This is a genomic window from Variovorax fucosicus, assembly GCF_030316825.1.
GTDB lineage: Bacteria > Pseudomonadota > Gammaproteobacteria > Burkholderiales > Burkholderiaceae_C > Variovorax > Variovorax fucosicus.
In genome coordinates this window covers 307,238-332,326 of the sequence record NZ_JASZYU010000005.1, presented here as the reverse complement: position 1 = coordinate 332,326, position 25,089 = coordinate 307,238, and the positions used below count along the sequence as shown (strand labels likewise).

General features: G+C 66.2%; 26 protein-coding genes. 13 read left to right on the top strand and 13 right to left on the bottom strand.

Going from position 1 to position 25,089, the window contains the following annotated elements:
• Positions 1 to 3: 3 nt before the first annotated feature.
• From QTI05_RS26630 to QTI05_RS26620, 3 genes are all read right to left on the bottom strand, one after another.
• Positions 4 to 1,002, bottom strand: a complete 999-nt coding sequence (locus QTI05_RS26630) for a Bug family tripartite tricarboxylate transporter substrate binding protein (protein ID WP_444812968.1) — start codon at positions 1,000 to 1,002, stop codon at positions 4 to 6.
• A 14-nt stretch (positions 1,003 to 1,016) separates the two neighbouring features.
• Positions 1,017 to 2,759: an L-arabinonate dehydratase gene (gene araD / locus QTI05_RS26625; RefSeq protein ID WP_286621472.1), complete on the bottom strand. Its 1,743-nt coding sequence runs from the start codon at positions 2,757 to 2,759 to the stop codon at positions 1,017 to 1,019.
• Between the two features lie 246 nt (positions 2,760 to 3,005).
• Positions 3,006 to 4,037, bottom strand: a complete 1,032-nt coding sequence (locus QTI05_RS26620; protein WP_286621469.1) for a LacI family DNA-binding transcriptional regulator — start codon at positions 4,035 to 4,037, stop codon at positions 3,006 to 3,008.
• A gap of 87 nt (positions 4,038 to 4,124) precedes the next feature.
• Here QTI05_RS26620 and QTI05_RS26615 point away from each other — a divergent pair, with 87 nt between their 5' ends.
• The 10 genes from QTI05_RS26615 to QTI05_RS26570 all read left to right on the top strand — a co-directional run bounded on the left by QTI05_RS26615 (position 4,125) and on the right by QTI05_RS26570 (position 13,433).
• On the top strand, positions 4,125 to 4,559 hold the full coding sequence (locus tag QTI05_RS26615; RefSeq protein WP_286621467.1) for a DUF1841 family protein: 435 nt from the start codon (positions 4,125 to 4,127) through the stop codon (positions 4,557 to 4,559).
• A gap of 106 nt (positions 4,560 to 4,665) precedes the next feature.
• Positions 4,666 to 5,586, top strand: a complete 921-nt coding sequence (locus QTI05_RS26610) for a MurR/RpiR family transcriptional regulator (protein WP_286621465.1) — start codon at positions 4,666 to 4,668, stop codon at positions 5,584 to 5,586.
• 244 nt (positions 5,587 to 5,830) lie between these two features.
• Positions 5,831 to 6,286: a hypothetical protein gene (locus tag QTI05_RS26605; protein ID WP_286621463.1), complete on the top strand. Its 456-nt coding sequence runs from the start codon at positions 5,831 to 5,833 to the stop codon at positions 6,284 to 6,286.
• Between the two features lie 81 nt (positions 6,287 to 6,367).
• The gene (locus QTI05_RS26600; protein WP_286621462.1) at positions 6,368 to 7,150 is read left to right on the top strand and encodes an enoyl-CoA hydratase/isomerase family protein; all 783 of its coding nucleotides are present in this window, start codon (positions 6,368 to 6,370) and stop codon (positions 7,148 to 7,150) included.
• 2 nt (positions 7,151 to 7,152) lie between these two features.
• Complete coding sequence (locus QTI05_RS26595; RefSeq protein ID WP_286621461.1) at positions 7,153 to 9,342, top strand: acetate--CoA ligase family protein; 2,190 nt, start codon at positions 7,153 to 7,155, stop codon at positions 9,340 to 9,342.
• 22 nt (positions 9,343 to 9,364) lie between these two features.
• Positions 9,365 to 10,180 (top strand): enoyl-CoA hydratase-related protein, encoded by an 816-nt coding sequence (locus QTI05_RS26590; protein WP_286621459.1) that lies wholly within the window; start codon positions 9,365 to 9,367, stop codon positions 10,178 to 10,180.
• A gap of 79 nt (positions 10,181 to 10,259) precedes the next feature.
• A complete protein-coding gene (locus tag QTI05_RS26585) occupies positions 10,260 to 10,706 on the top strand; it encodes a MaoC family dehydratase (RefSeq protein ID WP_286621457.1) in 447 nt (148 codons plus the stop codon).
• A gap of 23 nt (positions 10,707 to 10,729) precedes the next feature.
• Complete coding sequence (locus QTI05_RS26580) at positions 10,730 to 12,034, top strand: dicarboxylate/amino acid:cation symporter (RefSeq protein ID WP_286621456.1); 1,305 nt, start codon at positions 10,730 to 10,732, stop codon at positions 12,032 to 12,034.
• A gap of 1 nt (position 12,035) precedes the next feature.
• Complete coding sequence (locus QTI05_RS26575; protein ID WP_286621453.1) at positions 12,036 to 12,938, top strand: amino acid ABC transporter substrate-binding protein; 903 nt, start codon at positions 12,036 to 12,038, stop codon at positions 12,936 to 12,938.
• Positions 12,939 to 13,001: 63 nt separating this feature from the next.
• A complete protein-coding gene (locus QTI05_RS26570; protein WP_286621451.1) occupies positions 13,002 to 13,433 on the top strand; it encodes a cupin domain-containing protein in 432 nt (143 codons plus the stop codon).
• Between the two features lie 53 nt (positions 13,434 to 13,486).
• On the opposite strand, the gene QTI05_RS26565 is transcribed toward QTI05_RS26570, so the two are convergent.
• The 8 genes from QTI05_RS26565 to QTI05_RS26530 form a co-directional block, all read right to left on the bottom strand.
• Positions 13,487 to 14,458, bottom strand: a complete 972-nt coding sequence (locus QTI05_RS26565) for a MurR/RpiR family transcriptional regulator (protein WP_286621448.1) — start codon at positions 14,456 to 14,458, stop codon at positions 13,487 to 13,489.
• A complete protein-coding gene (locus QTI05_RS26560; RefSeq protein ID WP_286621446.1) occupies positions 14,418 to 15,476 on the bottom strand; it encodes a C45 family autoproteolytic acyltransferase/hydrolase in 1,059 nt (352 codons plus the stop codon). The genes QTI05_RS26565 and QTI05_RS26560 overlap by 41 nt, the downstream gene beginning before the upstream one ends.
• Before the next feature lies 1 nt (position 15,477).
• A complete protein-coding gene (gene glnQ / locus QTI05_RS26555) occupies positions 15,478 to 16,206 on the bottom strand; it encodes a glutamine ABC transporter ATP-binding protein GlnQ (protein ID WP_286621444.1) in 729 nt (242 codons plus the stop codon).
• Complete coding sequence (gene glnP, locus QTI05_RS26550) at positions 16,203 to 16,859, bottom strand: glutamine ABC transporter permease GlnP (protein WP_286621443.1); 657 nt, start codon at positions 16,857 to 16,859, stop codon at positions 16,203 to 16,205. The genes glnQ and glnP overlap by 4 nt, the downstream gene beginning before the upstream one ends.
• A gap of 22 nt (positions 16,860 to 16,881) precedes the next feature.
• Positions 16,882 to 17,631 carry a glutamine ABC transporter substrate-binding protein GlnH gene (glnH, locus tag QTI05_RS26545; RefSeq protein WP_286621442.1) on the bottom strand — a complete coding sequence of 250 codons (750 nt, stop codon included), beginning with the start codon at positions 17,629 to 17,631 and terminating at the stop codon, positions 16,882 to 16,884.
• Positions 17,632 to 17,852: 221 nt separating this feature from the next.
• The gene (locus QTI05_RS26540) at positions 17,853 to 18,494 is read right to left on the bottom strand and encodes an aspartate/glutamate racemase family protein (protein WP_286621440.1); all 642 of its coding nucleotides are present in this window, start codon (positions 18,492 to 18,494) and stop codon (positions 17,853 to 17,855) included.
• Positions 18,495 to 18,511: 17 nt separating this feature from the next.
• Entirely contained in the window at positions 18,512 to 19,417 is a 906-nt protein-coding gene (locus QTI05_RS26535; protein WP_286621438.1) for a transporter substrate-binding domain-containing protein, read from the bottom strand.
• Between the two features lie 57 nt (positions 19,418 to 19,474).
• Positions 19,475 to 20,815: an aspartate aminotransferase family protein gene (locus QTI05_RS26530; RefSeq protein WP_286621435.1), complete on the bottom strand. Its 1,341-nt coding sequence runs from the start codon at positions 20,813 to 20,815 to the stop codon at positions 19,475 to 19,477.
• A 123-nt stretch (positions 20,816 to 20,938) separates the two neighbouring features.
• On the opposite strand from QTI05_RS26530, the gene QTI05_RS26525 reads away from it, so the two are divergent.
• Positions 20,939 to 21,808 (top strand): MurR/RpiR family transcriptional regulator, encoded by an 870-nt coding sequence (locus tag QTI05_RS26525; protein ID WP_286621433.1) that lies wholly within the window; start codon positions 20,939 to 20,941, stop codon positions 21,806 to 21,808.
• Between the two features lie 70 nt (positions 21,809 to 21,878).
• On the opposite strand, the gene QTI05_RS26520 is transcribed toward QTI05_RS26525, so the two are convergent.
• A complete protein-coding gene (locus tag QTI05_RS26520) occupies positions 21,879 to 22,856 on the bottom strand; it encodes a LysR substrate-binding domain-containing protein (protein ID WP_286621430.1) in 978 nt (325 codons plus the stop codon).
• 115 nt (positions 22,857 to 22,971) lie between these two features.
• On the opposite strand from QTI05_RS26520, the gene pcaH reads away from it, so the two are divergent.
• Both pcaH and pcaG read left to right on the top strand, forming a co-directional pair.
• A complete protein-coding gene (gene pcaH, locus QTI05_RS26515) occupies positions 22,972 to 23,697 on the top strand; it encodes a protocatechuate 3,4-dioxygenase subunit beta (protein ID WP_286621428.1) in 726 nt (241 codons plus the stop codon).
• Positions 23,698 to 23,708: 11 nt separating this feature from the next.
• Positions 23,709 to 24,317, top strand: a complete 609-nt coding sequence (gene pcaG / locus QTI05_RS26510) for a protocatechuate 3,4-dioxygenase subunit alpha (protein WP_286622390.1) — start codon at positions 23,709 to 23,711, stop codon at positions 24,315 to 24,317.
• Between the two features lie 72 nt (positions 24,318 to 24,389).
• Here the strand turns inward: pcaG and QTI05_RS26505 are convergent, their stop codons facing one another.
• A complete protein-coding gene (locus QTI05_RS26505; protein WP_286539382.1) occupies positions 24,390 to 25,070 on the bottom strand; it encodes a c-type cytochrome in 681 nt (226 codons plus the stop codon).
• Between the last annotated feature and the right edge of the window lie 19 nt (positions 25,071 to 25,089).

Genomic DNA, 25,089 nt, shown 5'->3' with positions numbered 1-25,089 from the left:
TTTTCAATCTGCCTTTGCGCCGGACTTGCGGACGAGTTCGCCCCAGCGGGGGATCTCTTTCTGCATCAATGCGGCGAGGTCGGCCGGCGAGCCGCCCACCACGTCCATGCCGAGCTGGTTGGTGAGCTTGTCTTTCACTTCGGGCGTCTGGAGGATCTTCGTGATCTCTTTTGACAGCCTTTGCGCGATCGGCGCCGGCAGGCCCTTCGGCGCGTACACCGCCTGCCACGACGCCATCTCGAAGCCCTGGACACCGGCCTCCTGCATCGTCGGCAGCTGCGGCGCGAGCGCCATGCGTTTCGCGGTGGTCACGGCCAGCAGCTTGAGCTTGCCAGCCTGCACCAGCGGCAGTGCGGCCGTGACCTGGTCGAACATGAAAGTGACCTGGCCCGACGATACGTCGAGCATCGCGGGCGGCGTGCCCTTGTACGGAATGTGCGTGAGCTTGATGCCGATCATGTCGGCCAGCATCTCGCCGGCCAGGTGGGTCGAGGTGCCGGCACCGGACGACGCGAAGGTGCGCCGCGCCGGGTCTTTCTTCAGCAGCGCGATCAGGTCGGCGACCGAGTTCACGCCCAGCGCCGGGTCGACGATCAGCACGTTCGGCAGGAATGCCACGAGCGAGATCGGCTCGAAGTCCTTCACCGGGTCGTAGGGCAGGTTCTTGTAGAGGCTCGCATTGATCGCGTGCGTGCTGATGGTGCCGCCGAACAGCGTGTACCCGTCGGGCTTGGCCTTGGCGACATAGCCCGCGCCGACCGCACCCGCGGCACCCGGCTTGTTGTCGACCACGACGGGCTGACCCAGCGCCTCGCCGAGTTTCTGCGCGATGACCCGGCCGATCACGTCGGTCGAGCCGCCGGGCGTGAAGGGCACGACGTAGGTGATGGGCCTGGCGGGCCAGGCGTCGCCCTGCGCCATCGCGAGCAACGGGGTCGGCAGCAGCAAAGCTGCGCCGGCGCGCAGCACGGCGCGGCGATCGGGGTCGGTGAATGAAGTCATGGTTTGTCTCCGGGTCAGTGAATCTCGGGCTCGTCCTTGCCGGCCTGCTCTTGGGCATAGTCCGGCGCGAGAAAGTCGAAGTCGCAGCCGGTGTCGGCCTGCTGCACGTGCTTGAGGAACATCACGCCGTAGCCGCGGCCGAACTTGGGAATCGGCTTTTTCCATTCGGCGCGGCGCCGGGCGATCTCTTCGTCGCTCACTTCCATGTCGATGCGGCGCGCGTCGACGTCGAGCGTGACGAGGTCGCCATCGCGCACCAGTGCGAGCGGCCCGCCCACATGCGACTCGGGCGTGACGTGCAGCACGCAGGCGCCGTAGCTGGTGCCACTCATGCGGGCGTCGCTGATGCGCACCATGTCGCGCACGCCCTCTTTCAGCAGCTTCTGCGGGATCGGCAGCTGGCCCCACTCGGGCATGCCCGGCGCGCCCTGCGGGCCGGCGCTCTGCAGCACGATCACGCTGTCCTTCGTCACCGGCAGGTCGGGCAAGTCGATCCGCGCGGCGAGGTCGTCGTAGTTCCTGAACACCAGCGCCGGTCCGGTGTGGCGGCGCAGGTGCTGCTCCATCGCGGCCGGTTTGATCACGGCGCCGTCGGGCGCCAGGTTGCCGCGCAGCACCGCCAGGCCACCGCTCTCCAGCAGTGCCTGCCCGCGCGGGCGGATCACGTCGGCGTTATAGACCTCGGCACCGGCGATGTTGTCGCCGAGCGTCTTGCCGTTGCAGGTCATCTGGCTGCCATCGATGAGGCTGCCCATCTCGGCCAGGAAGGCACGCAGGCCGCCCGCGTAGAAGAAGTCTTCCATCAGGTACTTGCCGCCGGGGCGCAGGTTGGCGATCACCGGCGTGCTGCGCGCCAATTCGTCGAAGCGGGCCAGGTCGAGTGGCACGCCGGCACGGCGCGCCATGGCGATCAGATGCACGATCGCATTGGTCGAGCCGCCGAGGCCGAGCACCGCGGTGACGGCGTTGTCGAACGACGCGGGCGTGAGGAAGTCGAGCGGCTTCAGGTCTTCCCACACCATCTCGACGATGCGCTTGCCGGTGTGCGTGGCCATCATTGCGTGGCGCGAGTCCGGCGCCGGAATCGACGACGCACCCGGCAGCGTGAGGCCCAGCACCTCGGCCGCGCTGGTCATGGTGCTGGCCGTGCCCATGGTCATGCAGGTGCCGGGCGAACGGGCGATGCCGTCTTCCACCTCCTGCCAGTCGTCTTCGGTGATGTTGCCGGCGCGCAGCTCGGCCCAGTACTTCCAGGTGTCGGAACCGGAGCCGAGATAAGTGCCCTTGTAGTCGCCGCGCAGCATCGGGCCGGCCGGCACGAAGATGGTCGGCAGGTTCATGGCCAGCGCGCCCATCACGAGACCCGGGGTGGTCTTGTCGCAACCGCCCATGAGCACAACGCCATCGGCCGGGTAGGAGCGGATCAGCTCTTCCGCCTCCATCGCGAGCAGGTTGCGGTAGAGCATCGTGGTCGGCTTCTGGAACGCCTCGCCGAGGCTCATCGCGGGAATCTCGACCGGGAAGCCCCCGGCCTGCCAGACCCCGCGCTTGACCTCCTCCACCCGCTGCTTGAAGTGGGTGTGGCAGGAGTTCATGTCGCTCCAGGTGTTGAGGATTGCGATCACCGGCTTGCCGAGGTAGTCGTCGCGGCTGAAACCCATCTGCGCCGTGCGCGAGCGGTGGCCGAAGCTGCGCAGATCCTTGACGCCATACCAGCGGTGCGAGCGGAGGTCTTCAGGCTTTTTTCGTTCAGTCATGGCTTGTCTCGATGGCGCCTTGAATGTTAGCGCTGTCATTCAATCATAGGCGCCCGACCCAACCCCGGTCAACCGGGAAACCAGCACGTTACAAGATGGAAAGGCCGTCCAAGATCGGAAGGCGGGTTCCGCGCGCGGCCCAGCCCAGAAACACCGCAGAACCGGCTCCGCCGGTCTGCCGGTGTTGCCCCCGGCAGGGGGAAGGAGAAGCGACACGCAGTGCGCGCAGCCTGGGGGCGAGCCTACTCAGGCGCTTTCGCGCTCGATGAGCGAGAAGCCGAGGTCGAGCACCTTGTGCTCGACCGGCCGCCCTTCGGCGCGGTCGACGATGAAGCGCGCGGCCTGGCGGCCGATGGCGGTGCCGTCGATGCGCACGGTGGTGATGGCCGGATGCGCATGCCGGGCGAAGGCCAGATCGCCGAAGCCGATCACGCCGACGTCCTGCGGCACGCGCAGGCCGCGCGCCTGCGCTTCGGTGATGACGCCGTGCGCCAGGGCATCGGAGCTGCAGGCCACCACGTCGGTGGCCGGGTCGGCCGCGAGCAACTCGGACAGCGCCGCACGGCCGCTGCCCAGCGTGGTTGGCGCCGGCACGGCGTGCACCGGCACCGCGCCGCCGCCGAGCGCCCGCCAGGCCTGCTCGAAACCGCCGCGCCGCAGGTTGGCGCGGTGGTCGTCGCCGGTGACGATGGCCGGCCGGCGGTAGCCCTTGCGGTGCAGGAATTGCGCCGTTGCAACGCCGGCTTTCTCGTGCGAGAAGCCGACCAACATGTCGACCGGCGTGGGCGTCAGATCCCAGGTTTCGACCACCGGAATCCCCGAGGCCAGCAGGCGGCGCCGGCCCTCGGCCGAGCGCATGATCCCGGTCAGCACGATACCGTCGGGGCGACGTCCCACGATGGCGTCGATCAGCGCGTCTTCGCGCGAGTTGTTGTAGCCGCTCTGGCCCAGCATGAGCTGGTAGCCCTTGTCGGCCAGCGCCTCGGTCAGCGCCTGGATGGTTTCGAGGAACACCGGCCCGGCGATGGTCGGCACCAGCGCGGCAACAAGGCGGCTGCGGTTGGAAGCGAGTCCGCCGGCCAGCAGGTTGGGCACGTAGCCGGTGCGCTCGACCGCGAGCCGTACCTTCTCGCGCGTTTCAGGCGACACGAGATCGGGCGTGTTGAGCGCACGCGAAACGGTGATGGCCGACACCCCCGCGAGCTTGGACACGTCGCTCAGCGTGATGCCGCCGCTGCCCCGGCGCGCGCTGCGGCCGGGCGTGTTTTGCTGGGTCAAGAATGGACTCCGGATGGTAACGCTAACGTCTGCGTGAGACGCTCCGGCGGATTATCGGCGAGCCGGGCCCGGTGCTACGCTTGCCGCATGTTCAATCCTTCTCCCGAGGACGTGCGCCGCTTCTTCTGCGGCGTCTACGCCAAGAGCCGCCAGGGCCTGCCGATGGAGGCGCTGGAAACCATCGCCGCCGGCTGGATCGACCAGCACCCCGAATACCACGCCGACCTGGCCGATGCCGATGCCGCCGTGGCCCGCATCTACGACGGCCAGGACGGCCGCGAGAACCCGTTCCTGCATTTGTCGATGCACCTGTCGATCAGCGAGCAATGCTCGATCGACCAGCCGCGCGGCATCCGCCAGGCCGTCGAGTTGCTGGCCGCGCGGCGCGATTCGCTGCTCGAAGCGCACCACGAGGCGATGGAATGCCTGGGACGGATGATGTGGGAGAGCCAGCGCGCCGGCCGGCCGCCGGACGGCGAGGCGTACATCGCGTGCGTCCAGCGGCGGGCCACCCGGGACTAGAACGATCGTCGCTCAGCGCAAGTCAGATTTGCGCTGCGGTAGACCAGGCCGATGCACCTGGCGAGGTAGCATTCGGATCCTTCCGACGCGACGTGTTTCATCTCCCATGCAGGCCCAAGAACGGATCCTCGCGCAGTTCCCCGCGCTCAGCCCCAAGCTGCAGGCGGCGGCCCGCTTCGTGGTGGATCATCCGAACGATGTGGTAATCGCGTCGATGCGCTCGCTGGCCGAGCGCGCGGGCGCGCAGCCGGCCACGCTGGTGCGGCTGGCGCAGCAGCTCGGCTATGCCGGCTGGCCGGAACTGAAGACGGCGTTCGCACAGGATCTCGGCCTGCACTCGCAGCGCTACGGGCAGCGCGCAAAAAGCCTTGCAGTGCGGGGGCAGGATGCAGGCCTGCTCGGCGAGATGTTCAGCATGCTGCAGCAGAACCTCGCCGCCACGGAAACTCAGTCCGCCCGTGCATTGCATGAGACCTCCAGGTCGCTGAAGGCCGCGCGCGCCGTCCACATCGCTGGCTTCAGGGCCAGCCTGCCCATCGCCTACGCCCTGTTCTATGGCTACCGCCTGTTCCGCGACACGGTTCACATGATCGACGGGCAGAACGGCGGCATCGAGATCCAGTTGCGTCCCATCGACGCGCGCGACGTGGTGGTGGTCATCAGCTTCGCTCCCTACTCGCGGGATGCATTGATGGTGATCGACGCAGCCCGATCCGCGGGCGCACGCGTCATCGCACTCACCGACAGCAGCGCCTCGCCGCTGGCGCTGGCCGCGGATCAGACCGTGCTGTTCGCGGTAGACAGCCCGTCCTTCTTTCCCTCCGTGGCCGCCGGCGTCGCCGTGTCCGAAGCCCTGCTGGAACTACTGGTGGCCGCCGGCGGCAACACGGTGGCGGAACAGATCGGCCGCGCCGAGCAGCGGCTGTTCGACTCGGGCGCCTACCTGAACGCGTCCGACAAGCGCACGCCGCGGCGGCCGGATGCGCACCCCGCTACGGCCCACAAGCCGCGCCGCAGCGCCAGCTAGCAGCGTCCGCGCCCGTCCAGCCGGCACCGGCCGCTGCGTCATGCATCCGCGCGCGCCTCCGGAACATACGTTCCATTTACTTGACGAAGCGGCACACATCCGGCTATATTGCAACAAACGTTGCTCAATTAGTTTTTAAGCAACATATGATTCATTCTTGCAAAGCCCGGGAATCCAGATGCCCCACAACGGTGTTCACTCGCTTCACGACTCGACAGATCCGGCCCATGCCAGTCGGCATGCGATGGCACCCGCGGTGCTGCTGCAGCGCTTCCTGAGCAACCCGCAGGCCGATCCGGAGATCCTGAAATGGCTGAACAAGGGCTTTACGGCCTGGTGGCGCTCGGGCGGCACCGTGCCGCTGACGGCCTGCCTGCACCTGCCCGCCACCAGCGCCGCCTGCGCGCGCACCGTGAGGGACACCTGGCTCCGCGCGGCGGCGTATTCCCTGCCGGCACGCTCCCGCGCCGAGACGCTCATGCGCGAGATCGAGCGCTTCCGCCAGGCCCCCGAAACGAGCACCGTGCACCAGTACCTCGCGCTGGCCGAGGTCTCCGGCGTCGCCATCCCGAGCTCTGTGCGACAGGTGCGGAACATCCTGTCGGAAACGCCCGCGGGATTCGATTTCCAAAGCTTGCCAAGCGCCGCGCTCAACTTTTTAATCCACCTCCATCCGGGAAGCCCGCCGCCGCATCAGTAGCGCCGGCCTGTGGCCCAGACGCCGCCAGAGCGCCCCTCGTTTTTTCAAGCACGACGATCGATCCACATTCAAGGAGACCCGATGAGCTACGAGACGATTCTCTATTCCCTGCAGAACGGTGTCGCCGAAATCCGGCTCAACCGACCGCACCGCATGAACGCGGTGACGCAGCAGCTTTATGACGAACTCGACGCAGCGCTCGGCGAGGCGGAAGCCGACAAGGATGCACGCGTCGTGCTGCTGACCGGCGAAGGCCGTGCCTTTTGCGTGGGCGCCGACCTGAAAGAACACAAGGCCGGCCGCACGGCCTTCGACCGCCGCCAGTACCTGCAGGGCGAGCAGACCGTCTGCAAGCGGCTCATGCAGCTGAAGCGGCCGGTGGTCGCGGCCGTCAACGGCTATGCGCTGGGCGCCGGCGCCGAGCTCGCGATCGCATCCGACTTCCTGCTGATGGCCGAGAGCGCGCAGATCGGCCTGCCCGAGATCAGCATCGGCAACTTCCTCGGCGGTGGCGTCACGGTGCTGCTGCCTCGGCTGGTGGGCCTGGCCAAGGCGCGCGAGCTGGTGTTTCTCGGCGAGCGCATCAAGGGCGAAGAGGCGGTGCGCATCGGATTAGCCAACCGCAGCTTCCCGGACGACGGCTTCCTCGACGCAGCACGCGAGTTCGCGAAGCGCGTCGCCACCAAGGCGCCCTTCTCGATGCAACTGGCCAAGGAGCAGTTGAACTTCGCCGCCGAAAGCACGATGGACGCCGCGCTGCGCGCCGAGCTCGAAGGCATGGTCTTCGTCGGCACGACAAAGGATTGGCAGGAAGGCGTCGATGCCTTCGCCGAGAAGCGCACGCCGGTGTTCAAAGGGGAATGAAGATGAATGCATTGCATCCGATCTTCTATCCCGATTCGATTGCCGTCATCGGCGCCTCGAAAGACCAGACCAAGCGCGGCTTCCGCTCGATCCAGAAGCTCGTCGAAGACGGTTTCAAGGGCGCGATCTATCCGGTCAACCCCAAGGAGGCCTCCATCCTCGGCAGGGTGGCCTACCCCTCGCTGGCGCAGATCCCCGGCAAGGTTGACCTGGCGCTCATTTGCACTCCCGCCAAGACGCTGCCCGACGTGATCGCCCAATGCGGCGCGAAGGGCGTGAAGGGTGTCGTGGTGCTGGCCGGAGGCTTCGCGGAAGCCGGCGAGGAAGGCCGGGCACTGCAGGACAGGATGGTGGCCGAGGCGAAGAAGCACGGTGTACGCATCATTGGCCCCAACACCTCGGGCATCTTCAACACCCATGCGCTGGCAAACATCGTCGGCTTCTCCCATTTGAAGCCGGGCGGGATCGCGCTGCTGTCGCAGTCCGGGAACATGGCCCTCTCGCTGGTGACCGAGGCACAGGCCAACGGATACGTAGGCCTGTCGACCTATGTGGGCATTGGCAACGAGTCGGACATCCGCTTCCACGAGTATTTGGAGTACCTGCGCGGCGACAAGAACACGAAGGCAGTGATCGCATACATCGAGGGCATGAAAGATGGACGCGCCTTCGTCGACACGTTGCAGCGCGTGACGCGCGAGAAACCGGTAGTGATCTACAAGTCAGGCCGCACCAGCGCAGGCCGCAGCTCGGCGCAGTCGCACACCGGTGCCCTGGCCGGCGACTACGCCGTGAGCGAGGGCGTGCTGAAGCAGGCCGGCGCGATTCTGGCGCGAAAGTCGGACGAGATCTTGTCCTTGGCAGAAGCCTTGTCCTTGCTTGAGCCCATGGTTTCGCGCCGCGTCGCGGTGCTGGCCGATGGCGGGGGCCACGCTACCATCGCAGCGGATACGCTGTCTGAGCGCGGGTTGCAGATTGCACCGTTGAGCGACAGCACGAAGCAGGCGCTGGCCGCGATCCTTCCGCCGTCGGCCGCGGTCGCCAACCCGGTAGACGTGGCCGGCGGCACAGATTCCAACCCGGCCGTGTTCGCCGACTGCGCGCGCATCCTGCTGGCCGACCCGGGCGTTGATGCGCTGCTGATCACCGGGCTGTTCGGCGGCTACGGCGTGCGCTTCTCGCAGACGTTGACCGAGGTCGAGATCGAGACCTCCGAACGCATCGCCACGCTGCACCAGGAATTCGGCAAGCCAGTGCTGGTGCACAGCCTGTACGGCAGCCTCTATGCCGACCTTCGGCCCAAGCCGCTGGCGCTGATCCGCGAACGCGGCATTCCGGTCTACGACTCGCTGGAACTGGCGGTGCGCTGCCTAGAGGCGCTGGCCGACTTTGGCGAGGCGCGCCGCCGTCCGCTGCCGGCGATCGACACGCGCCGGTTGCGCTCGAAGCAGTTCGAGAGTGTGATCGCGAAATGCCGGCACGAGGGCCGCACTGTGGTGCTGGAGCACGAGGCGCGCGAAGCGCTCGAGAGCGCCGGTGTCGACATGCTGGCGCCCGCGCTCGTGGCAGGCACGCCCGATGAGGCGGTGAGGGCCTTTCACACCCTGGGCGGGGTGCCGGTGGCGATCAAGGTCGTCTCGCGCGACATCATCCACAAGACCGATGCCGGCGGCGTGAAGCTGGGCCTGGCCGACGAGGCCGGCGTGCGCAAGGCTTTCGCGGAGATCGTCGAGGGCGGCACCCGCTACACCCGGACGCACGAAGGCCGTGATCCCGACATCACTGGCCTGCTGGTGACACCGATGGCACCCAAGGGCGGTATCGAGATCATCATCGGCGTGGTGCGCGACCCGAGCTACGGCCCGGTGCTGATGTTCGGCCTGGGCGGCGTGCTGGTCGAGGTGCTGAAGGACGTGGTGTTCCGCTCGCTGCCGCTGACCGAGGCCGATGCGCGCTCGATGCTCGGCGAAATCCGCGCGGCACAGATTCTGGAGGGTGTGCGCGGCGCCAAGCCCACCGACAAGGATGCGCTGGTCAAGCTGATGCTGGGCATCTCGCAGCTGTGCACGGCTTTTCCCGAGATCGCCGAACTCGACCTGAATCCGGTGCTGGCCTACCCACAGGGCGTCGGCATCCTGGACGCCCGCATCCTGCTGGAAGACGAAGCCAGCGTCGCCGCCCTCGCCCACTAGCCCTCTTCAACCCGGAATTCCCATGACCACACCACCCGAACTGGTCGACGCGCTGCTGACGATCGAGAACCGCGTCGCCACCCTGACCTTCAACCGCGACGACGTGCGCAACGAACTCACCGGCACCAAGCTGGTCGACGACATCGAGCGCACCGTTGCCTGGATCAATGCGGAAGAGGCGATCGCCGCGCTGATCATCACCGGCGCCGGCAAGGCCTTCTCGTCGGGCGGCAACGTCAAACACATGTTGGCCCGCGAGGGCAGCTTTGGCGGCGACGTGTACGAGGTGCAGAAGCGCTACCGCGAGGGTATTCAGCGAATTCCGCTGGCGCTGCACCAGCTCGACGTGCCGACCATCGCCGCCATCAACGGGCCGGCCATCGGCGCGGGCTTCGACCTGGCCTGCATGTGCGACATCCGCCTGGCCGCCGGCGGCGCGCTGATGGCCGAGAGCTTCGTCAACGTCGGCATCATCCCCGGCGACGGCGGCGCCTGGTTCCTGCAGCGCCTGGTGGGCTACCAGCGCGCCGCTGAACTGACCTTCTCCGGCCGCACGCTGACGGCCAGCGAAGCCAAGGACTTGGGCATCGTGCTCGACGTGGTGCCGGGCGTGGTGCTGCTCGAGCGCGCGGCCGAACTGGCGGCCAGCTTCGCCTCCAAACCGCCGCAGGCGCTGCGCCTGACCAAGCGGCTCATGAAGTCGGCCCAGCGTATGGAGTTGCGCGACTTCCTCGATCACTGCGCGGTGTTCCAGGGCATCTGCCACAACACGGGCGATCACCTCGAGGCAGTCTCGGCCATGCTCGAAAAGCGCGCACCTTCGTTCGCAGGCCGCTAGGTCCGCACCCCAACTCCAAGGTCTGAGCCTCCGCCTGCGGGGGATCCAGTGCCGACACATGCCCCTACCGGAGACACGCATGAACGCATTGCAGGGTCACGACATCGAGGATCTGAGCGTCGGTATGAGTGCGACGTTTTCCAAGACCATCACCGAAGCCGACATCGTGCTCTTCGCCGGTGTCTCGGGCGACAACAACGCCGTCCACATCAACGCCGAGTTCGCTGCGACCACGCCCTTCAAGGGCCGCATCGCACACGGGATGCTGTCCGCCAGCGTGATCTCTGCGGCCATCGCGAACAAGCTTCCAGGCCCCGGCACGGTCTACCTCTCGCAATCGCTGCAGTTCAGGGCGCCCGTGCGGCCTGGTGACACCGTGCGGGCAGTGGTCACTGTTACCGAAGTGCTGCACGGCAAACGCCGGGCGCGCCTCAGCACCCAGTGCCGGGTTGGCGAGCTGCTTGTCATTGACGGCGAAGCGCTGGTGATGACCACTGCGCGTGCCACGCCAACCCCGGCGCCATAAGAAAACCAACGACTGGAGACACCATGAAATTCAAACTCACGACCTGGATCCTGATCGGCATGCTGACGGGCATCGCCGTTGGCTATGCCTGCCACTCCGTGTTCCCCGACGCACAGGAGGCCAAGGCCATCGGCGGCTATTTCTCGCTCATCACCGACCTGTTCCTGCGGCTGATCAAGATGATTGTTGCGCCCTTGGTCATCTCCACGCTGGTGGTGGGCGTCGCCAAGATGGGAGACATCGGTGCCATCGGCCGCATCGGTGCCAAGACGCTCGGCTGGTTCATCGGCGCATCGTTCGTCTCGCTGGTGCTGGGCGCGCTGTTGGCCAATTGGTGGAAACCGGGCCTGGGACTGAATTTGCCGCTGCCCGACGCATCGGCTTCTTCGGGGCTGAAGGTCAGCTCGTTGTCGCTCAAGGAATTCGTGACCCATCTGGTTCCCAAGAGCATCGTCGAGGCGATGGCCACCAACGAGATTCTGCAGATCGTCGTGTTCTCGGCCTTTTTCAGCATCGCGATCGCTTCACTCGGCAAGAAGGCAGACGGCGTGGTGCATTTCCTCGACGAGGTGGCGCACATCATGCTCAAGGTGACAGGCTACGTGATGAAAGTGGCTCCGCTGGCGGTCTTCGCCGCGATGGCCAACGTCGTCACGACCCAGGGCCTTGGCGTGCTCGTAACCTACGGCACTTTCATGGGTGAGTTCTACCTCGGCCTTGTGGGGCTCTGGCTGCTGCTGATTCTGGCCGGCTTCCTGGTGCTCGGCCCGCGCGTGTTCAGCCTAGTCAAGCTGGTGCGCACACCGATGTTGCTGGCCTTCAGCACCGCCAGCAGCGAATCGGCCTATCCGAAGACGCTGGAACAGCTGGAGCGCTTCGGCGTGCCGAACAAGATCGGCAGCTTCGTGTTGCCGATGGGCTACTCGTTCAATCTCGACGGCTCAATGATGTATTGCACCTTCGCGTCGCTGTTCATCGCGCAGGCCTACGGCGTGGACCTCAGCCTTGGCCAGCAGCTCACGATGCTGGCGATCCTGATGCTCACCAGCAAGGGCATGGCGGCCGTGCCGCGAGCGTCGCTGGTGGTGATCGCCGCGACGCTGGGGCAATTCAACATTCCCGAGGCTGGGCTGTTGCTGATCATGGGCGTCGACCAGTTCCTCGACATGGGCCGCACGGCCACCAACGTGCTGGGCAACAGTATCGCCACCTCTGTGGTGGCCAAGTGGGAGGGCGAGCTCGGCGAGCAGGTCAGCGACGACGTACCGGCAGACGCACTGATCACCCGGCGCACCCCCGAGGCGTCGGACACCCTGCAGAATGCCTGAGATGCGGCCCCTTGCAAGCCAGCTGCGCCTCGTCCCGCTGCTCGCGCTGGCGCTGGCCTGCGCCGCGCACGCGCAGAGCTTCGATGCGCTGAGCGGCACGCTGAAGAAGGTGAAGGAGTCCGGCACGATCACGCTGGGCGTGCGTGAGGCATCTTTCCCCTTCTCGTACACGAGCAGGACGGGTCGGCCGATCGGCTACTCGATCGATCTCTGCGAACGTATCGTCGAGGGCATCCGCAGCGCGATCGACGCGCCGGAGTTGCAGGTACGCCACGAATTGCTGCGCTCGGAAGAACGGCTGCCCGCGGTGAAGAGCGGGCGCGTCGACCTCGAATGCGGCTCGACCACCAACACCCAATTGCGCCAGCAGGAGGTCGCCTTCTCGCCCGTGATCTTCGTGACGGGCACCAAGCTGCTGGTGCGGCGCGGCGCCGGCATTGCGTCCTTCCACCAGATGAAGGGCAAGACCGTGGTCGTCAGTACTGGTACGACCAACGAGGCCGCGATCCGCTCGCTCTCGGCCAAGCAGGCCTTGAACCTGACGATCCTCGTGCGCCCCGACCTGCAGCAGGCTTTCGACGCGTTCCAGGCCGGCCAGGCCGATGCCTTCGCGACCGATGACGTGTTGCAGTACGGCTTCGTCGCCCGGGCCAAGGCGCCGCGCGGCCTATCCGTCGTAGGCGACTACCTGAGCTTCGAGCCGTACGGCATCGTCTATCGCAAAGACGACCCGCAGCTCGCGCAGGTGGTGAATCAGACCTTTGGCGATCTCGCGAAAAGTCGCGAGATCAGCTGGATCTACGACAAGTGGTTCGTCCGCCGGCTACCCGACGGCGAGCGCCTGGGCATGCCCATGAACCCGCAGCTCACAACGATCTTCGAGGCCCTGGGCCTGCCGCCCTGAGCACTGCTCTGGCAGGGCACCCCAGCGCCGCCTTTTTTCCACCACCGCCTCTCAACGCATCCCATGAGCAACTCTTCCGGACCCAGCCTTACCCAGTTTTCGCACGTCAAGCCCGGCGACACACCCTGGCGCGGCGACGGCCTGCGCGACTTCTTCCAGTACCGGGACCTCGGCATTGCCGCCGCCACCAACGGCCGCGTGATCGCGCACCTGGTTCGGGCCGACAAGGCGCCGGAGGCAGGCACTGGCTGGCATCGGCACGAAGCCGAGTTCCAGATCGTACTGATGACGAAGGGCTGGGCCAAGTTCATGTACGAGGACAAGGTGACTCTGGTCGAGGCCGGCGACTGCGTGCATCAGCGCCCTGGCATCCGGCATTTCCTGTTCGACTACTCGTCAGACATGGAGTACCTGGAGATCGTCGGCCCAGCCGACTTCAAGTCGATCGGCGTGGACGCGGTGTGCGAGGTGCCGAAGCCGACGCCCTGGAAATAGGAGGTCAGGCCGACGCGGTACCGTATCGGGCATAGCCCGTCTCACGTCGTGGGCTATTCAATCCGCAGGTCAGCGATGAAGCGTTCACGCCGCTCGAGCGCCTTCAGGGCCTTCTTCCCGAGGTCGGTGGCAACAAGGTTCAGCAGCCCTTCGCAGAAGATCACATAGGCACCCATCGAGTTGCTGAAGAAGGTGCTGCCGTGAGGCACGAAGAACGCATGCTTCGCAAAGGTCGCGAGCGGCGAGGCGCGGTGATCGGTGATGGCGATCACGACCATGCCGGCCTTTGAGGCTGCGGCCGCAGCCTCGGCAATGCTGCGCGTGTAGGGCTCCACGCTCGTCACCACCACCAAGTCGCCGGGCTGCAACTGGGCCAGCCCTTCGGCTACGCCCAGCCCGTGCGGATCGAGCAACGCCACGTCACCGCGCACCATGGCAAGGCCATAGCTTAGGAAACTCGCCAGCGCGCTGAACTGCCGCAGCCCATGCACGCGAACCCGAGGCGCCGTGGCGAGCAGGCGGGCCGCCTGCTTAAGTTCGTCGGCGGAGAGCTGCGCGAGGAAGCTTTCGATGTTGGCGATCGAATCCTTGGCGATCTGCACCATGGTGTCGATCTCTGGACGCTCGCTGACGGATTCAGCCTGCGAGCGCTCGGAGGCATGCGCGACCAGCCGGCCGGCCTGCTCGCTGTAGAAATGGCGATGCCTTGATGCCAGGCCGTCGCGAAACACCGTCTGGAAATCCACGAAGCCCGCATAGCCGAGCCGGGTAGCCAGGCGTGTCAGCGTCGACGCGTTCACGCCCAGCGATTCGGCCAGCTCGGTGATGGTGCGCACCGCCACCTCTTCCGGACGCTCGACCAGGCGCGCCAGCACGCTGTGCGCCTTGCCGCCCATCGAGATCACCGCATCGCCTCGGCCCACGCGCACCGTCAGCGCGCGCAACGCCTCGACCGTTCGCGGAGGCGAGGCGTCGGCCTGCGTATCAGGTGGAGTGACGCCGCCGGCTCTTTTGATTGCTTGCATGGCCGTCGATCATATGGAATCGCGGCGGCTGCATCGGATGCTCATGCACCTGCCATTCGATGTGCGACGAACCGACGAGGATGTCGACCGTTGCCATCGTGTTCTCGCCGTCGCTGTCGGCCGGGTCGGTACGAAGGATCGGGAACGCCGCGTCGCCGTGGTCGGCAAGCACGTGCAAGGGGTCGGCGGCGCCAGGGCCGTCGCCAGCCAGCAAGGCGTCGCCGCGCTGCTGCCGGTGCCGCGACGAGCCGGTGACGATCTGCGGCAAATCGCGCAGCGGCGCATGCCGCGCGTGGTTGGCATGCAGCGCCCGACCCGAGATCTCGACGACTGAGAACGCTTGCGAACTGAACTCGACACTGAGCAATTCGGGTGCATTGCGATGGGCGAGCGTCAGGTGGAAGCCGCCTGCGCGTTCGGTCGAACGAAGCACTTGGAGTGCTTCATCCAGGCTCGTCGCCTCGAGCAGCGCCCGTGTCAGCACCATTCGCGGGACGCCGGGTCGCACGTTCAGGCAACGCAGGTTGTTCACCGCCATCGCCAGGCCGTCCTCGGTCACCGCGAAGGTGTGGCCCGGCAACGATCCGGGATAGACGAAAGACGCGAAGGCTGCGCCGCCTTCCACGTCGATGGCCGCAATGGCGCAACATCCGGCAAAGGCCGGATCGCCGTCCTCGTTGTGCGTGATGCGGCGCACGCCGCCTCCTTCCTGAACGGTGGTGCATCCGTCGGGCGCCATGGCCCACAGGTCGCCGCGGCAGTTCCACAGGAACACGTCTTCGAACGGCAGTTCGAGGCCCGCGGCCAGTCCCTGCAGTTCGTCCCACACACGCGGGAAACGCGTGCGCGCCAGGGCGGCCATCTGCTCGGCCAGCGGCGTACCGCGATGGTGCAGAACACTCGCCCAGGCAGGTGATTGCCGCGCGTACCCGTGCATCGCCGCAGCGCCGAATCGGCCCAATGCACGGCCGGTCTCGAAGGGAGCGCCTTGAATTTCGAAGTAAGTCAGTTCGGGCATGTCATTCCACGTGTTGCAGGAAATCCCGCAGGCGCTGGTTCGGCGGGTTGTCCAGAAGTTCGGCAGGCGGCCCGTCGACCGTGATGTGGCCGTGCTCCATGAAGATGAGCCGCGTGCCCACCTTGCGAGCGAACTGCATCTCGTGAGTCACGACGACCATCGTCATGCCCTCCTCGGCCAGCGACTGCATTACGCGCAGCACTTCTTGGCGCAGTTCGGGGTCGAGCGCGGAGGTCGGCTCGTCGAACAGCATCAGCTTGGGTCTGATGGCCAGCGCGCGGGCGATGGCCACGCGCTGCTGCTGCCCGCCGGAAAGCTCGCTCGGGTAGTGGTGCATCCGTTCGGCCAGGCCGACCTTGCCGAGCAGTTCCTTCGCCTGGGCCTGCGCCTGCGCCTTGGAGGCACCACGCACCTGGCGCGGCCCGAAGGCCACGTTCTCCAGCGCCGTCATCTGCGGGAACAGGTTGAACTGCTGGAACACCATGCCCGCCTCCTGGCGGATCTCGCGCGCCACAGCATTGCCGCCACGCACGCTCAGCCCGCCGACCAGCAGGTCGCCGCCATTGATCTGCTCTAGCGCGTTGATGCAACGCAACAGCGTCGACTTGCCCGAGCCCGAGGGACCGATCAGCACGACCACCTCGCCCTGGCCGATCTGCAGGTTCACGCGGTTGAGCACCACGTTGGCGCCGAAGCGTTTCTCGACGTCCTTGAATTCGACGATGTTCATAGGATGCGCATCCTTCGTTCGACGGTTCGCAGACCCAGCGTCAGCATGCCGATCAGCAGGAGATAGATCACCGCGACGGCGGTCCAGATCTCGATGGCGCGGAAGTTGGCCGCCATGATCTCCTGCCCCTGGCGGGTCAACTCGCCGACACCGATGACGATGAAGAGCGAGGTGTCCTTCAGGCTCACGATGAACTGGTTGCCCAGCGCCGGCGTCATGCGCCGGAACGCGACGGGGCCGACGACGAAGGCCAGCACGCGCCACCGTGGCAGCCCCATCGCCAGGCCGGCTTCGCTCAGGCCCTTTGGCACCGAAAGGAAAGCGCCGCGCACGATCTCGGCGATGTAGGCGCCGGAGTTGATGACGATCGAGGAAATGGCCGCGGTCATGGGGTCGACGCGCACGCCCAGCAGCCCGGGCAGCGCGAAGTAGATGAACATGACCTGCACCACGATGGGCGTGCCGCGCACCAGCCCGACGTAGGCGAAGCCGAGGCTGCTGACGAAGCTGTTGCCGTAGGCGCGCATCAGGCCGAACAGCACGCCCAGCAAGGTGCCACCCACCAGTCCAGCCACGGTGATGAGCACCGTGAGCCGGGCTCCCTTCAGCAACGCCGGCAACGCACCGGCGATCACCGACCACTCGAAATCCATGGTTCGCTCCCTGGACGATCGATCAGGACTTGGGCGGTTCGGTCTTGAACCACTTCCGGTAGATGGCCGCGTAGCGGCCGTCCGCCTTGATCTTCGCCAGCGCGCCGTTCACCCGCGCCACCAGAGGACTGCCCTTCGGGAAGCCGATGCCGTACTGCTGAGCCAGCATCTGCGGGCCGACCGCCTTCGCCTTTCCTGCACCGGCGGTGGCGATGTAGTAAAGGACGTTGGGCGTGTCGTGCATGGCGGCATCCACGCGGCCGGTCATGAGTTCGAGGTAGGCGTTGTCGATGTTCGGAAACTGGCGCAACTCCGTGCCGGTGAAGTTGGCCTTGGCATAGTCGGCGGCGGAGGTGCCCGTCTTGATGGCCAGGGTCTTGCCCTTCAGATCCGCGACGCCGGCGATCTTGCTGGCGGTGGGCACCATGAGGAGGAAGCCGCTGTCGTAGTAGCCGTCCGAGAAGTCGATGACTTTCTTGCGCTCTTCCTTGATGGTGATGCCTGCCAGTGCGACGTCGACATTTTTGGTCTGCAACGCGGGCAGGATGCCGTTGAAGTCCATCGGCTGCAGCTTGTAGTCGAGCTTGAGATCCTTCGCGATCGCGTCCCATAAGTCGATGTCGAAGCCCACGTACTTGTCGCCCTCCTTGAATTCAAAGGGGACGAAGGCCGTATCTACGGCGACGAGCAAGGGCTCGGCCGCGAGGGCCGGGGCGACGAGCGACGTGGCGAGCGTTGCGGCTGCGAGCAGTTTGAGAACGAGTTTCTTCATGACAAGCCTTCCATAGCGATGGGTTCACCGAATTGGTGCAAATGCATTTGCATAAACAAATAATGAGCAAATGTATTTGCATAATGTGTGCCATATCCGGTGTGCGTCACAAGCCCGGGTTTGCCCGGAGCAGCCGTGGAATCGCCAGCTGTCGCCATGCCAACGACTGCGCCCGGCACATGGCCGGGCGCAGTCGTGTAGAAAAGAAGGAAAAAGGCGCGTCAGCCCAGCCGGCGACGCAGCGCGCGCACCGCGCTGTCGACCGTGGTGAGCACGCTCAGGCCCGACGCCCGCTCGCAGGCCGCGCGTGCGCGCGCCATGCTGAACTGCGCCAGCGCGATCCGGGTGCAGCCTTGCTCGCGCAGGCGCTGCGCCTCGGCGGCGATCAGCGCATCGTGGCGAGCACCGTCACCGTCGTTGAGCGCCTCCAGCGCACCGTCGGCCAGCGCCAGCAAGAGTTCCGCGTCGGCGCCGAACTCCGGTGGCATCGACACCAGCGTTGGAGCGAAGGTCGCGATGAGGCCGAGCCGGCCGGGCTCCTGTAGCGCCTCGGCGACCATCGCCTCGTTCGGCTTCAGCACCGGGATGTCGGAGTAGCGCGCGGTCACCGCGTCGATGCAAGGCCCGAAGGCCGAGCATGTGAACAGGATGCCCTGCGCGCCCGTCGACGCCGCATAGGCCGCGAGCGCCTGGAAACGCAGGTGCATCGCCTCATTCAGCCCCCTCCCGTCGCGCGCCAGGTCGGCCGACAGGCTGTCGTCCAGCAAATTCATGCGAACGGCCTCCGGCCAGTCGCGTGCGAAGGCGTCGTTGATCGGCGCCACCGAGTGGCTCAGGGCATGGATGAGTGCGATGCGGGTCATGGCGGCCTGGCGTTCTCTCAGATGCCCTTGGACGACGGGTTCGCGAAGCCTTCCTTCGTCTCGGCGTTCAGCGGGTAGTTGATATTGATGCCCTTCGGCGGGATCGGCGACATGAACCACTTGTTGTACAGCTTCTCCATCTCGCCCGACTTCATCATGCCGCCGACCACGCGGTCGACCACCGCCTTGAACTGCGGGTCGTCCTTGCGGTACATCAGCGCCTGGTTCTCGGTGCGCAGGCTCTCGCCGGTGATGAGGTAGTCCTTCGGGTTCTTGGCGTTGGCGATCTGGCCTGCGAGCAGGATGTCGTCGAGCACGAAGGCCGCGGCCCGACCGCTCTCCACCAGCAGGAAGGAGTCCGAATGATCCTTGCCGGAGAGCTGCGTCACGTCAAGATTTTTCCCCTTGTCGGCTTCGCGCAAGAGGCGGAAGGATGTGGTGCCTGTCGTAGTGACCACGCTCTTGCCCTGCAGGTCGGCGATGGTCTTGATACCCGAGCTCGCCTTGACGGCCATGCGCACGTTGTAGCGAAAGATGTCGGGCGAGAAGGCCACGTCCTTCTGGCGCTCGACCAGGTTGGTGGTGGAGCCGCACTCGATGTCGACCGTGCCGTTGCTCACCAGCGGAATGCGGTTCTGCGAGGTCACAGCCTGGTACTTGACCTCGATCTTCGGCAGCTTCAGTTCGGTCTTGATCGCATCGACGATCTTCATGCAGATGTCGATGCTGTAGCCCACCGGCGCGCCGCTGCCGTCGTTGTACGAGAAGCCGAAGGAGGACTCGCGGTTGCCGATGGTAATAACACCGGAATCCTTGATCTTCTTCAAGGTACCCGCTTCCTGCGCGTGGGCGGCGCCCAGCGGGAGAAGGGTGACCACGAAGGCCAGCGCAGCGCCGGCAACGGAATGTCGAGGGAAGCTCATGGGAAGTCCTTGAAAGGAGGGTTGAGGGAACAGGGAACGAGAAAACGGGAATTCGCGTCAGGCCGCGACGCCTGCGGCCCGCGTGACCGCGTCGATCGATGCCGCCAGCAGGCGGGTGATCTCCTGCAGGTCGTCGCGGCTGGCGATGAAGGGCGGCGCCAGCAGCACGTGGTCACCGTTGACGCCGTCGACCGTGCCACCGAAGGGGTAGCACAAGAGACCGCGGGCCATCGCGTCGCTCTTGATCGTCGCGTTGACCTTGAGTGCGGGCGCGAAAGGCCGCTTGTCGCCACGGTCGGCCACGAGTTCGATGCCCCAGAAAAAGCCACGACCGCGGATGTCACCCACATGCGGGTGCTCGCCGAGCGCGTCGCGCAGCATCGCGCCGAAGGCCTGGCCGTCTTCCCTTACCTTGGTGAGCAGACCGTCGCGGTGGATTACCGTCTGCACTGCGAGTGCCGCGGCGCAGGCGACCGGGTGGCCTAGGTAAGTGTGGCCGTGCTGAAAGAAGCCGCTGCCCTTGGACATCGCATCGACGATCTTCTTCTGCGCCAGTACCGCACCGACCGGCTGGTAGCCGCCGCCAAGACCCTTGGCGATGGTCACGAGGTCGGGCACCACACCTTCCTGCTCGCTCGCGTACAAGGTGCCGGTGCGGCCCATGCCGCACATCACCTCGTCGAGGATCAGCAGCACGCCGTGCTTGTCGCAGACTTCGCGCACGGCCTTGAAGTAGCCGGGCACCGGCGTCAGCACGCCGGCCGTGGCGCCGCCGACCGTTTCGGCCACGAAGGCGATCACGCGATCCGTGCCCTGCGCCACGATGGCGGCGTCGAGTTCGGCCGCGAGCCGCAAGCCGTACTGCTCCAGCGTCTCGTCCGCACGCTGCTCGCGATAGGGATAGCACGGCGCCACGTGCGTGGCCGGCACCAGGATCGGCGCGAACGGCGCGCGGCGCCATTCGTTGCCGCCCACGGCCAACGCGCCGAGCGTGTTGCCGTGGTAGCTCTGGCGGCGCGCGATGAAGTGCGTGCGCTGCGGCTGGCCGATCTCGACGAAGTACTGGCGCGCCATCTTGAGCGCCGACTCCACCGCCTCCGACCCGCCACTCACCAAGTAGACATGGCTCATGCCTTCCGGCGCAGTGCGGATCAGTTCGTCCGCCAGTTGTTCCGCCACTTCAGTCGTGAAGAAGCTGGTGTGCGCATAGGGCAGCCGGTCTATCTGGGCATGCATGGCCGCCAGCACGTCCGGATGGCCGTGGCCCAGCGAAGAAACGGCAGCGCCACCCGAAGCATCGAGATAGGAACGCCCGGCAGCGTCCTGGATACGCATGCCGCTTGCGGAAGCGGCGACCGGCGGCGTCGTGCGTAGATGGCGATGGAAGACGTGCGTCATGGAAAACCTCTGTCTGGAACTAATGTATTGATCGTATTATTTTATGGAACATTTGTTCCGTCAAGCGGATTTCAAGGCCGGGCGGTATCCTTTCGGAACGTTTGTTCCATAGAAAGCAGATCCATGCCTGTAAAAGATGAGTTGCGACAACGCTTTGCGACGCTGAGTCCGGCGTTGCAGCAGATCGCCAAGTACGTTCTCGACCATCCGAACGAGGTCGTGACGAGTTCGATGCGCACCGTTGGCGCGCATGCCGGTACGCCGCCCTCCACTCTGGTGCGCTTCGCGCAGCACTTGGGCTACGAGGGGTGGCCGCAGTTCAAGCAGGCAATGGCACAGGAGATGGGCCTCGGCTCCGAGGCCTATGGCGAGCGCGCGCGCTCGCTGCTAGGCCGGGGCAGCGACAAGACGCTGGCAGACGAGATCTTCCAGGTGCACCATGCCAACCTCGACGCGACCGAGCGCCACAGCTCGAGCGGGCTCAGCAAGGTCGCCGCCTTGCTGGAGAAGGCCAACGCGGTGCATGCCGCGGGCTTTCGGGCCTGTTTTCCGATCGCGTTCTCGTTCGTGTACGTCTACCGGTTGTTCCGCAACAGCGTCCATCTGGTCGACGGCCAGGGCGGATCGCTCGAGATGCAGCAGCGCGCGATGGTCAAGGGTGATGCGCTGGTGGTCATCAGCTTCGCTCCATACTCCCGGGAGGCGCTGCAGGTAGCGGAGGCTGCCAAGGCTGCCGGCTGCAAGGTGGTGGCGTTGACCGACAGCGCGGCGTCGCCACTGTCGCTGCTCGCCGACGCGACACTGCTGTTCTCGATCCACAGCCCCTCCTTCTTCCCGTCGATCACCTCGGGCATGGCGCTGATCGAATCGCTGCTGGAGCTCTTGGCGAGTCAGGCCGGCAAGTCAGTGGTCAAGCGCATCGAGAACGCCGAGGCGCAGTTGTTCGAATCAGGCGCCTACCTGGAGGTCGTTGGCAAGCGCGGTGCATTGTGATGTCGGATTGCCTGGATCGGCTCGCGCGGCACTTGCCACATCGTGGAGACGGGAAACGAGAGCTGCAACCTCACACAGGTTTCCGGCCGGGCCGCGGCTGGCTCTGGCGCGCCGCTTCCCGCAGCAAGCCCACCATCGTCGTGCAGGCCGCGGAGCTGCGCGCCTCACTGCGCAGCAGCAAACCGACCGGCTCTTCGGTGCCGGGCGTGTCGATGCGCAGCCGCACCAGCGCGCCGGCCTGCAGGTCGGCGCGCACGGCGCCCAGCGGCGTGACCCAGACGGCGTCCGACGCCGCGACCAACGCGCGCGCCACCATCAAGTCCAGTGTCTGCAGCGCGTTCGGCGGCAATGCAAGGCCGCGCGCCCCGAAAAAGCTCTCGGTGTTGTGGCGCGGAATGGTGCCCTCGGCATAGACCACCAGCGGATGGGCCAGCACCGCCTGCACCGCCGCGGCGCGCTGGGCCAGCGGATGACCGCTGCGCGCCACGAACACCAGCGGCTCGGTGTAGAGCAGTTCGAAGCTCAGGCCCGTCATCAGGCGCGGATCGCTCATGCGCCCGGCCACCAGGTCGAGTTCGCCGGCGCGCAGTTCGTCGAGCAGCACGGCGTTGGCGGCGCTCTTCACGACGATCTGAAGGGCCGGCCAATGGCTGCGCAGCCGGGCCAGCGCCTGCGGCAGCAAGGCCGGTGCCACGCTCGGCAACGCGCCGATGCGCAGCCGCTCGAGCCGTTCACCCGCGGCGGGCGCGATCGCCTCGGCGCTGGCGTCGATCGCTTCGAGCACGCGCAGCGCGTGGCCGAGCAACTGCTCGCCGGTCGGCGTCAGGCCCTGCACGCCGCGCCGGCCGGCGCTGCTGCGCTCGACCAGGCGCGTGCCGGCGAGCGTCTCGAGTTCGACCAGCGTCTTGGAGATGGCTGGCTGGCTCAGCGCCAGGCGCTCGGCCGCGCGCGCAAGATGGCGCTCCTGCGCAATGGCGACGAAGCAACGCAGGTGCCGCAATTGCACGTTGCGGGCGAAGGCAAGCGATGGCGCAGGCGGGGCTTTCAAGGTGAAGCTTTCAATTACCAATGCTTATTGAAATTCATCGAATCTTCAATTTACATCATTGGATGGCGCCTCTAAAGTCAGGACTTCCCACGTGCCCTTCCCCAGGAGACAACACATGCTCGACCGCACCAAGCAACCCCTCGCGACGCTCGCGCCGCGCGACTGGGCCAGCCACCCCTCTTACATCTACCCCGGCTACAAGTCGACCGTGAAGCGCGGCCCGCAACAGCCGCTCATTCCACTCAAGGCCTCGCTCGGCGAACTGCAGCAACCGGTGTACGGCCACAGCAGCATCGGCGAGTTCGACCATGACCTCACGCGCAACGCGCGCCGCAACGGCGAGCCGCTGGGCGAACGCATGATCCTCACCGGCCAGGTGCTCGACGAGCGCAAGCGCCCGCTGCGCAACACGCTGGTGGAACTCTGGCAAGCCAACGCGGCCGGCCGCTACGTGCACAAGGTCGACCAGCACGATGCACCACTCGACCCCAACTTTCTCGGCGCCGGCCGCTGCATGACCGACGACGAAGGCCGCTACCGCTTCCTGACGATCAAGCCCGGCGCGTACCCCTGGGGCAACCACCCGAATGCCTGGCGTCCGCAGCACATCCACCTGTCGCTGTTCGGCGAGCACTTCGCAAGCCGGCTGATCACGCAGATGTACTTCCCGGGCGACCCGCTGCTGCAATACGACCCGATGGTGACCGGCACGCCCGAGAAATACCGCAACCGCCTGGTGGCCGACTTCAGCCTCGACATCACCGAGCCTGACTACGCCCTGGGCTACCAGTTCGACATCGTGCTGCGCGGTGCCGACGAAACGCCTTTCGAGAACCGCTGAGGAGCACCCCGATCATGATGAGCGCACTCGAAACCAACTTCGGCCAGACCCCTTCGCAGACGGTCGGCCCCTACTTCGCCTACGGCCTCACGGCCACCCAGTACGGCTACGACTTCGACCAGCCGTTCGATTCGGCCGTGGCACTCGACGGCGCCACCGGCGAGCGCATCCGGCTCGAAGGCCGGGTGATCGACGGCGACGGCAACCCGATCTTCGACGCCATGATCGAGATCAGCCAGCCCGACGGCGACGGTCGCTACCCGCAATCGGTGGAAGAAGCGCAGCAGCGCGGCTTTCGCGGCTTCGGCCGCTGCGGCACCGGCACCGACGCGCAGAAGCGCTTCGTGTTCCACACGGTCAAGCCGGGCGCCGAGGCGCCGGGCGAGGCCCCGCATATCAACGTGATCGTCACGATGCGCGGTCTGCTCCTGCACGCGTTCACGCGCATCTATTTCAGCGACGAGGCTGAGGCCAACGCCGCCGATGCGGTGCTGCAAAGCGTGCCGGCACAGCGCCGCAAGACGCTGGTCGCCGAGCGCAGCGAACAGGGCGGCGCGGTGGTCTACCGCTTCGACATCCACATGCAGGGCCCGGACGAGACGGCGTTCTTCGACGTCTGAGCGGCTGCCGCCATCCGGCAAAAAGCAAAAAGCCCGCGGTCAGCGGGCTTTTTTACGCAGCGCGGAAGGCGCTTACTTCGCGTGATGGAAGCGCGATTCCGGCACCGTCTTGAGTTCGCCCGGCAGCGAGCTGATGTAGCTGGCCAGTTGCTTCATTTCGACGGGCGAGAAGTTCTTGGCCTGGCCGCCCATGATGGCGTTGGAACGGCCGCTCATCGGATGCTGTGCCTTGTACGACTTCAGCGCCACCAGCAGGTAGTCGGCGTGCTGGCCGGCCAGCTTGGGCACGGTGCCGTCATTCGGCGTGTTGAAGTTGGCACCGTGGCACTTGGTGCAGTTGTTGTCCTTGTCGCGCGCGATGAGCGCCTGCACCGTTTCGCTTGGCGCCTTGGCGGCTGCGGCCGGCGGGGCATCGCCTTCCTGCACGCCGAGCTGGGCGTAGTAGGCGGAGAGATCGGCGATGTCCTGCTCGGTGAGCGAATCCGCAATGGCGCGCATGGTCGGGTGCTTGCGGTCGCCGCCCTTGTAGGCGTTGAGCGCGGCCGTGATGTAGGTGGCGCTCTGGCCCGCGATCTTGGGCACCTTGTGAATTTCGGGGAAGCTGGCCTGGTAGCCGATGATGCCGTGGCAACCCACGCACATGGCGATCTTCTTGCCCCCGTTTTCGGCGTTGCCGGTCACCTTCTGGGCCTGTGCCGAGAGCGTCACGCAAGCGACACCAAGGGCAAACATCGTGGTCAACAGCTTGTTCATTTTGCGCGCACAATCTCGT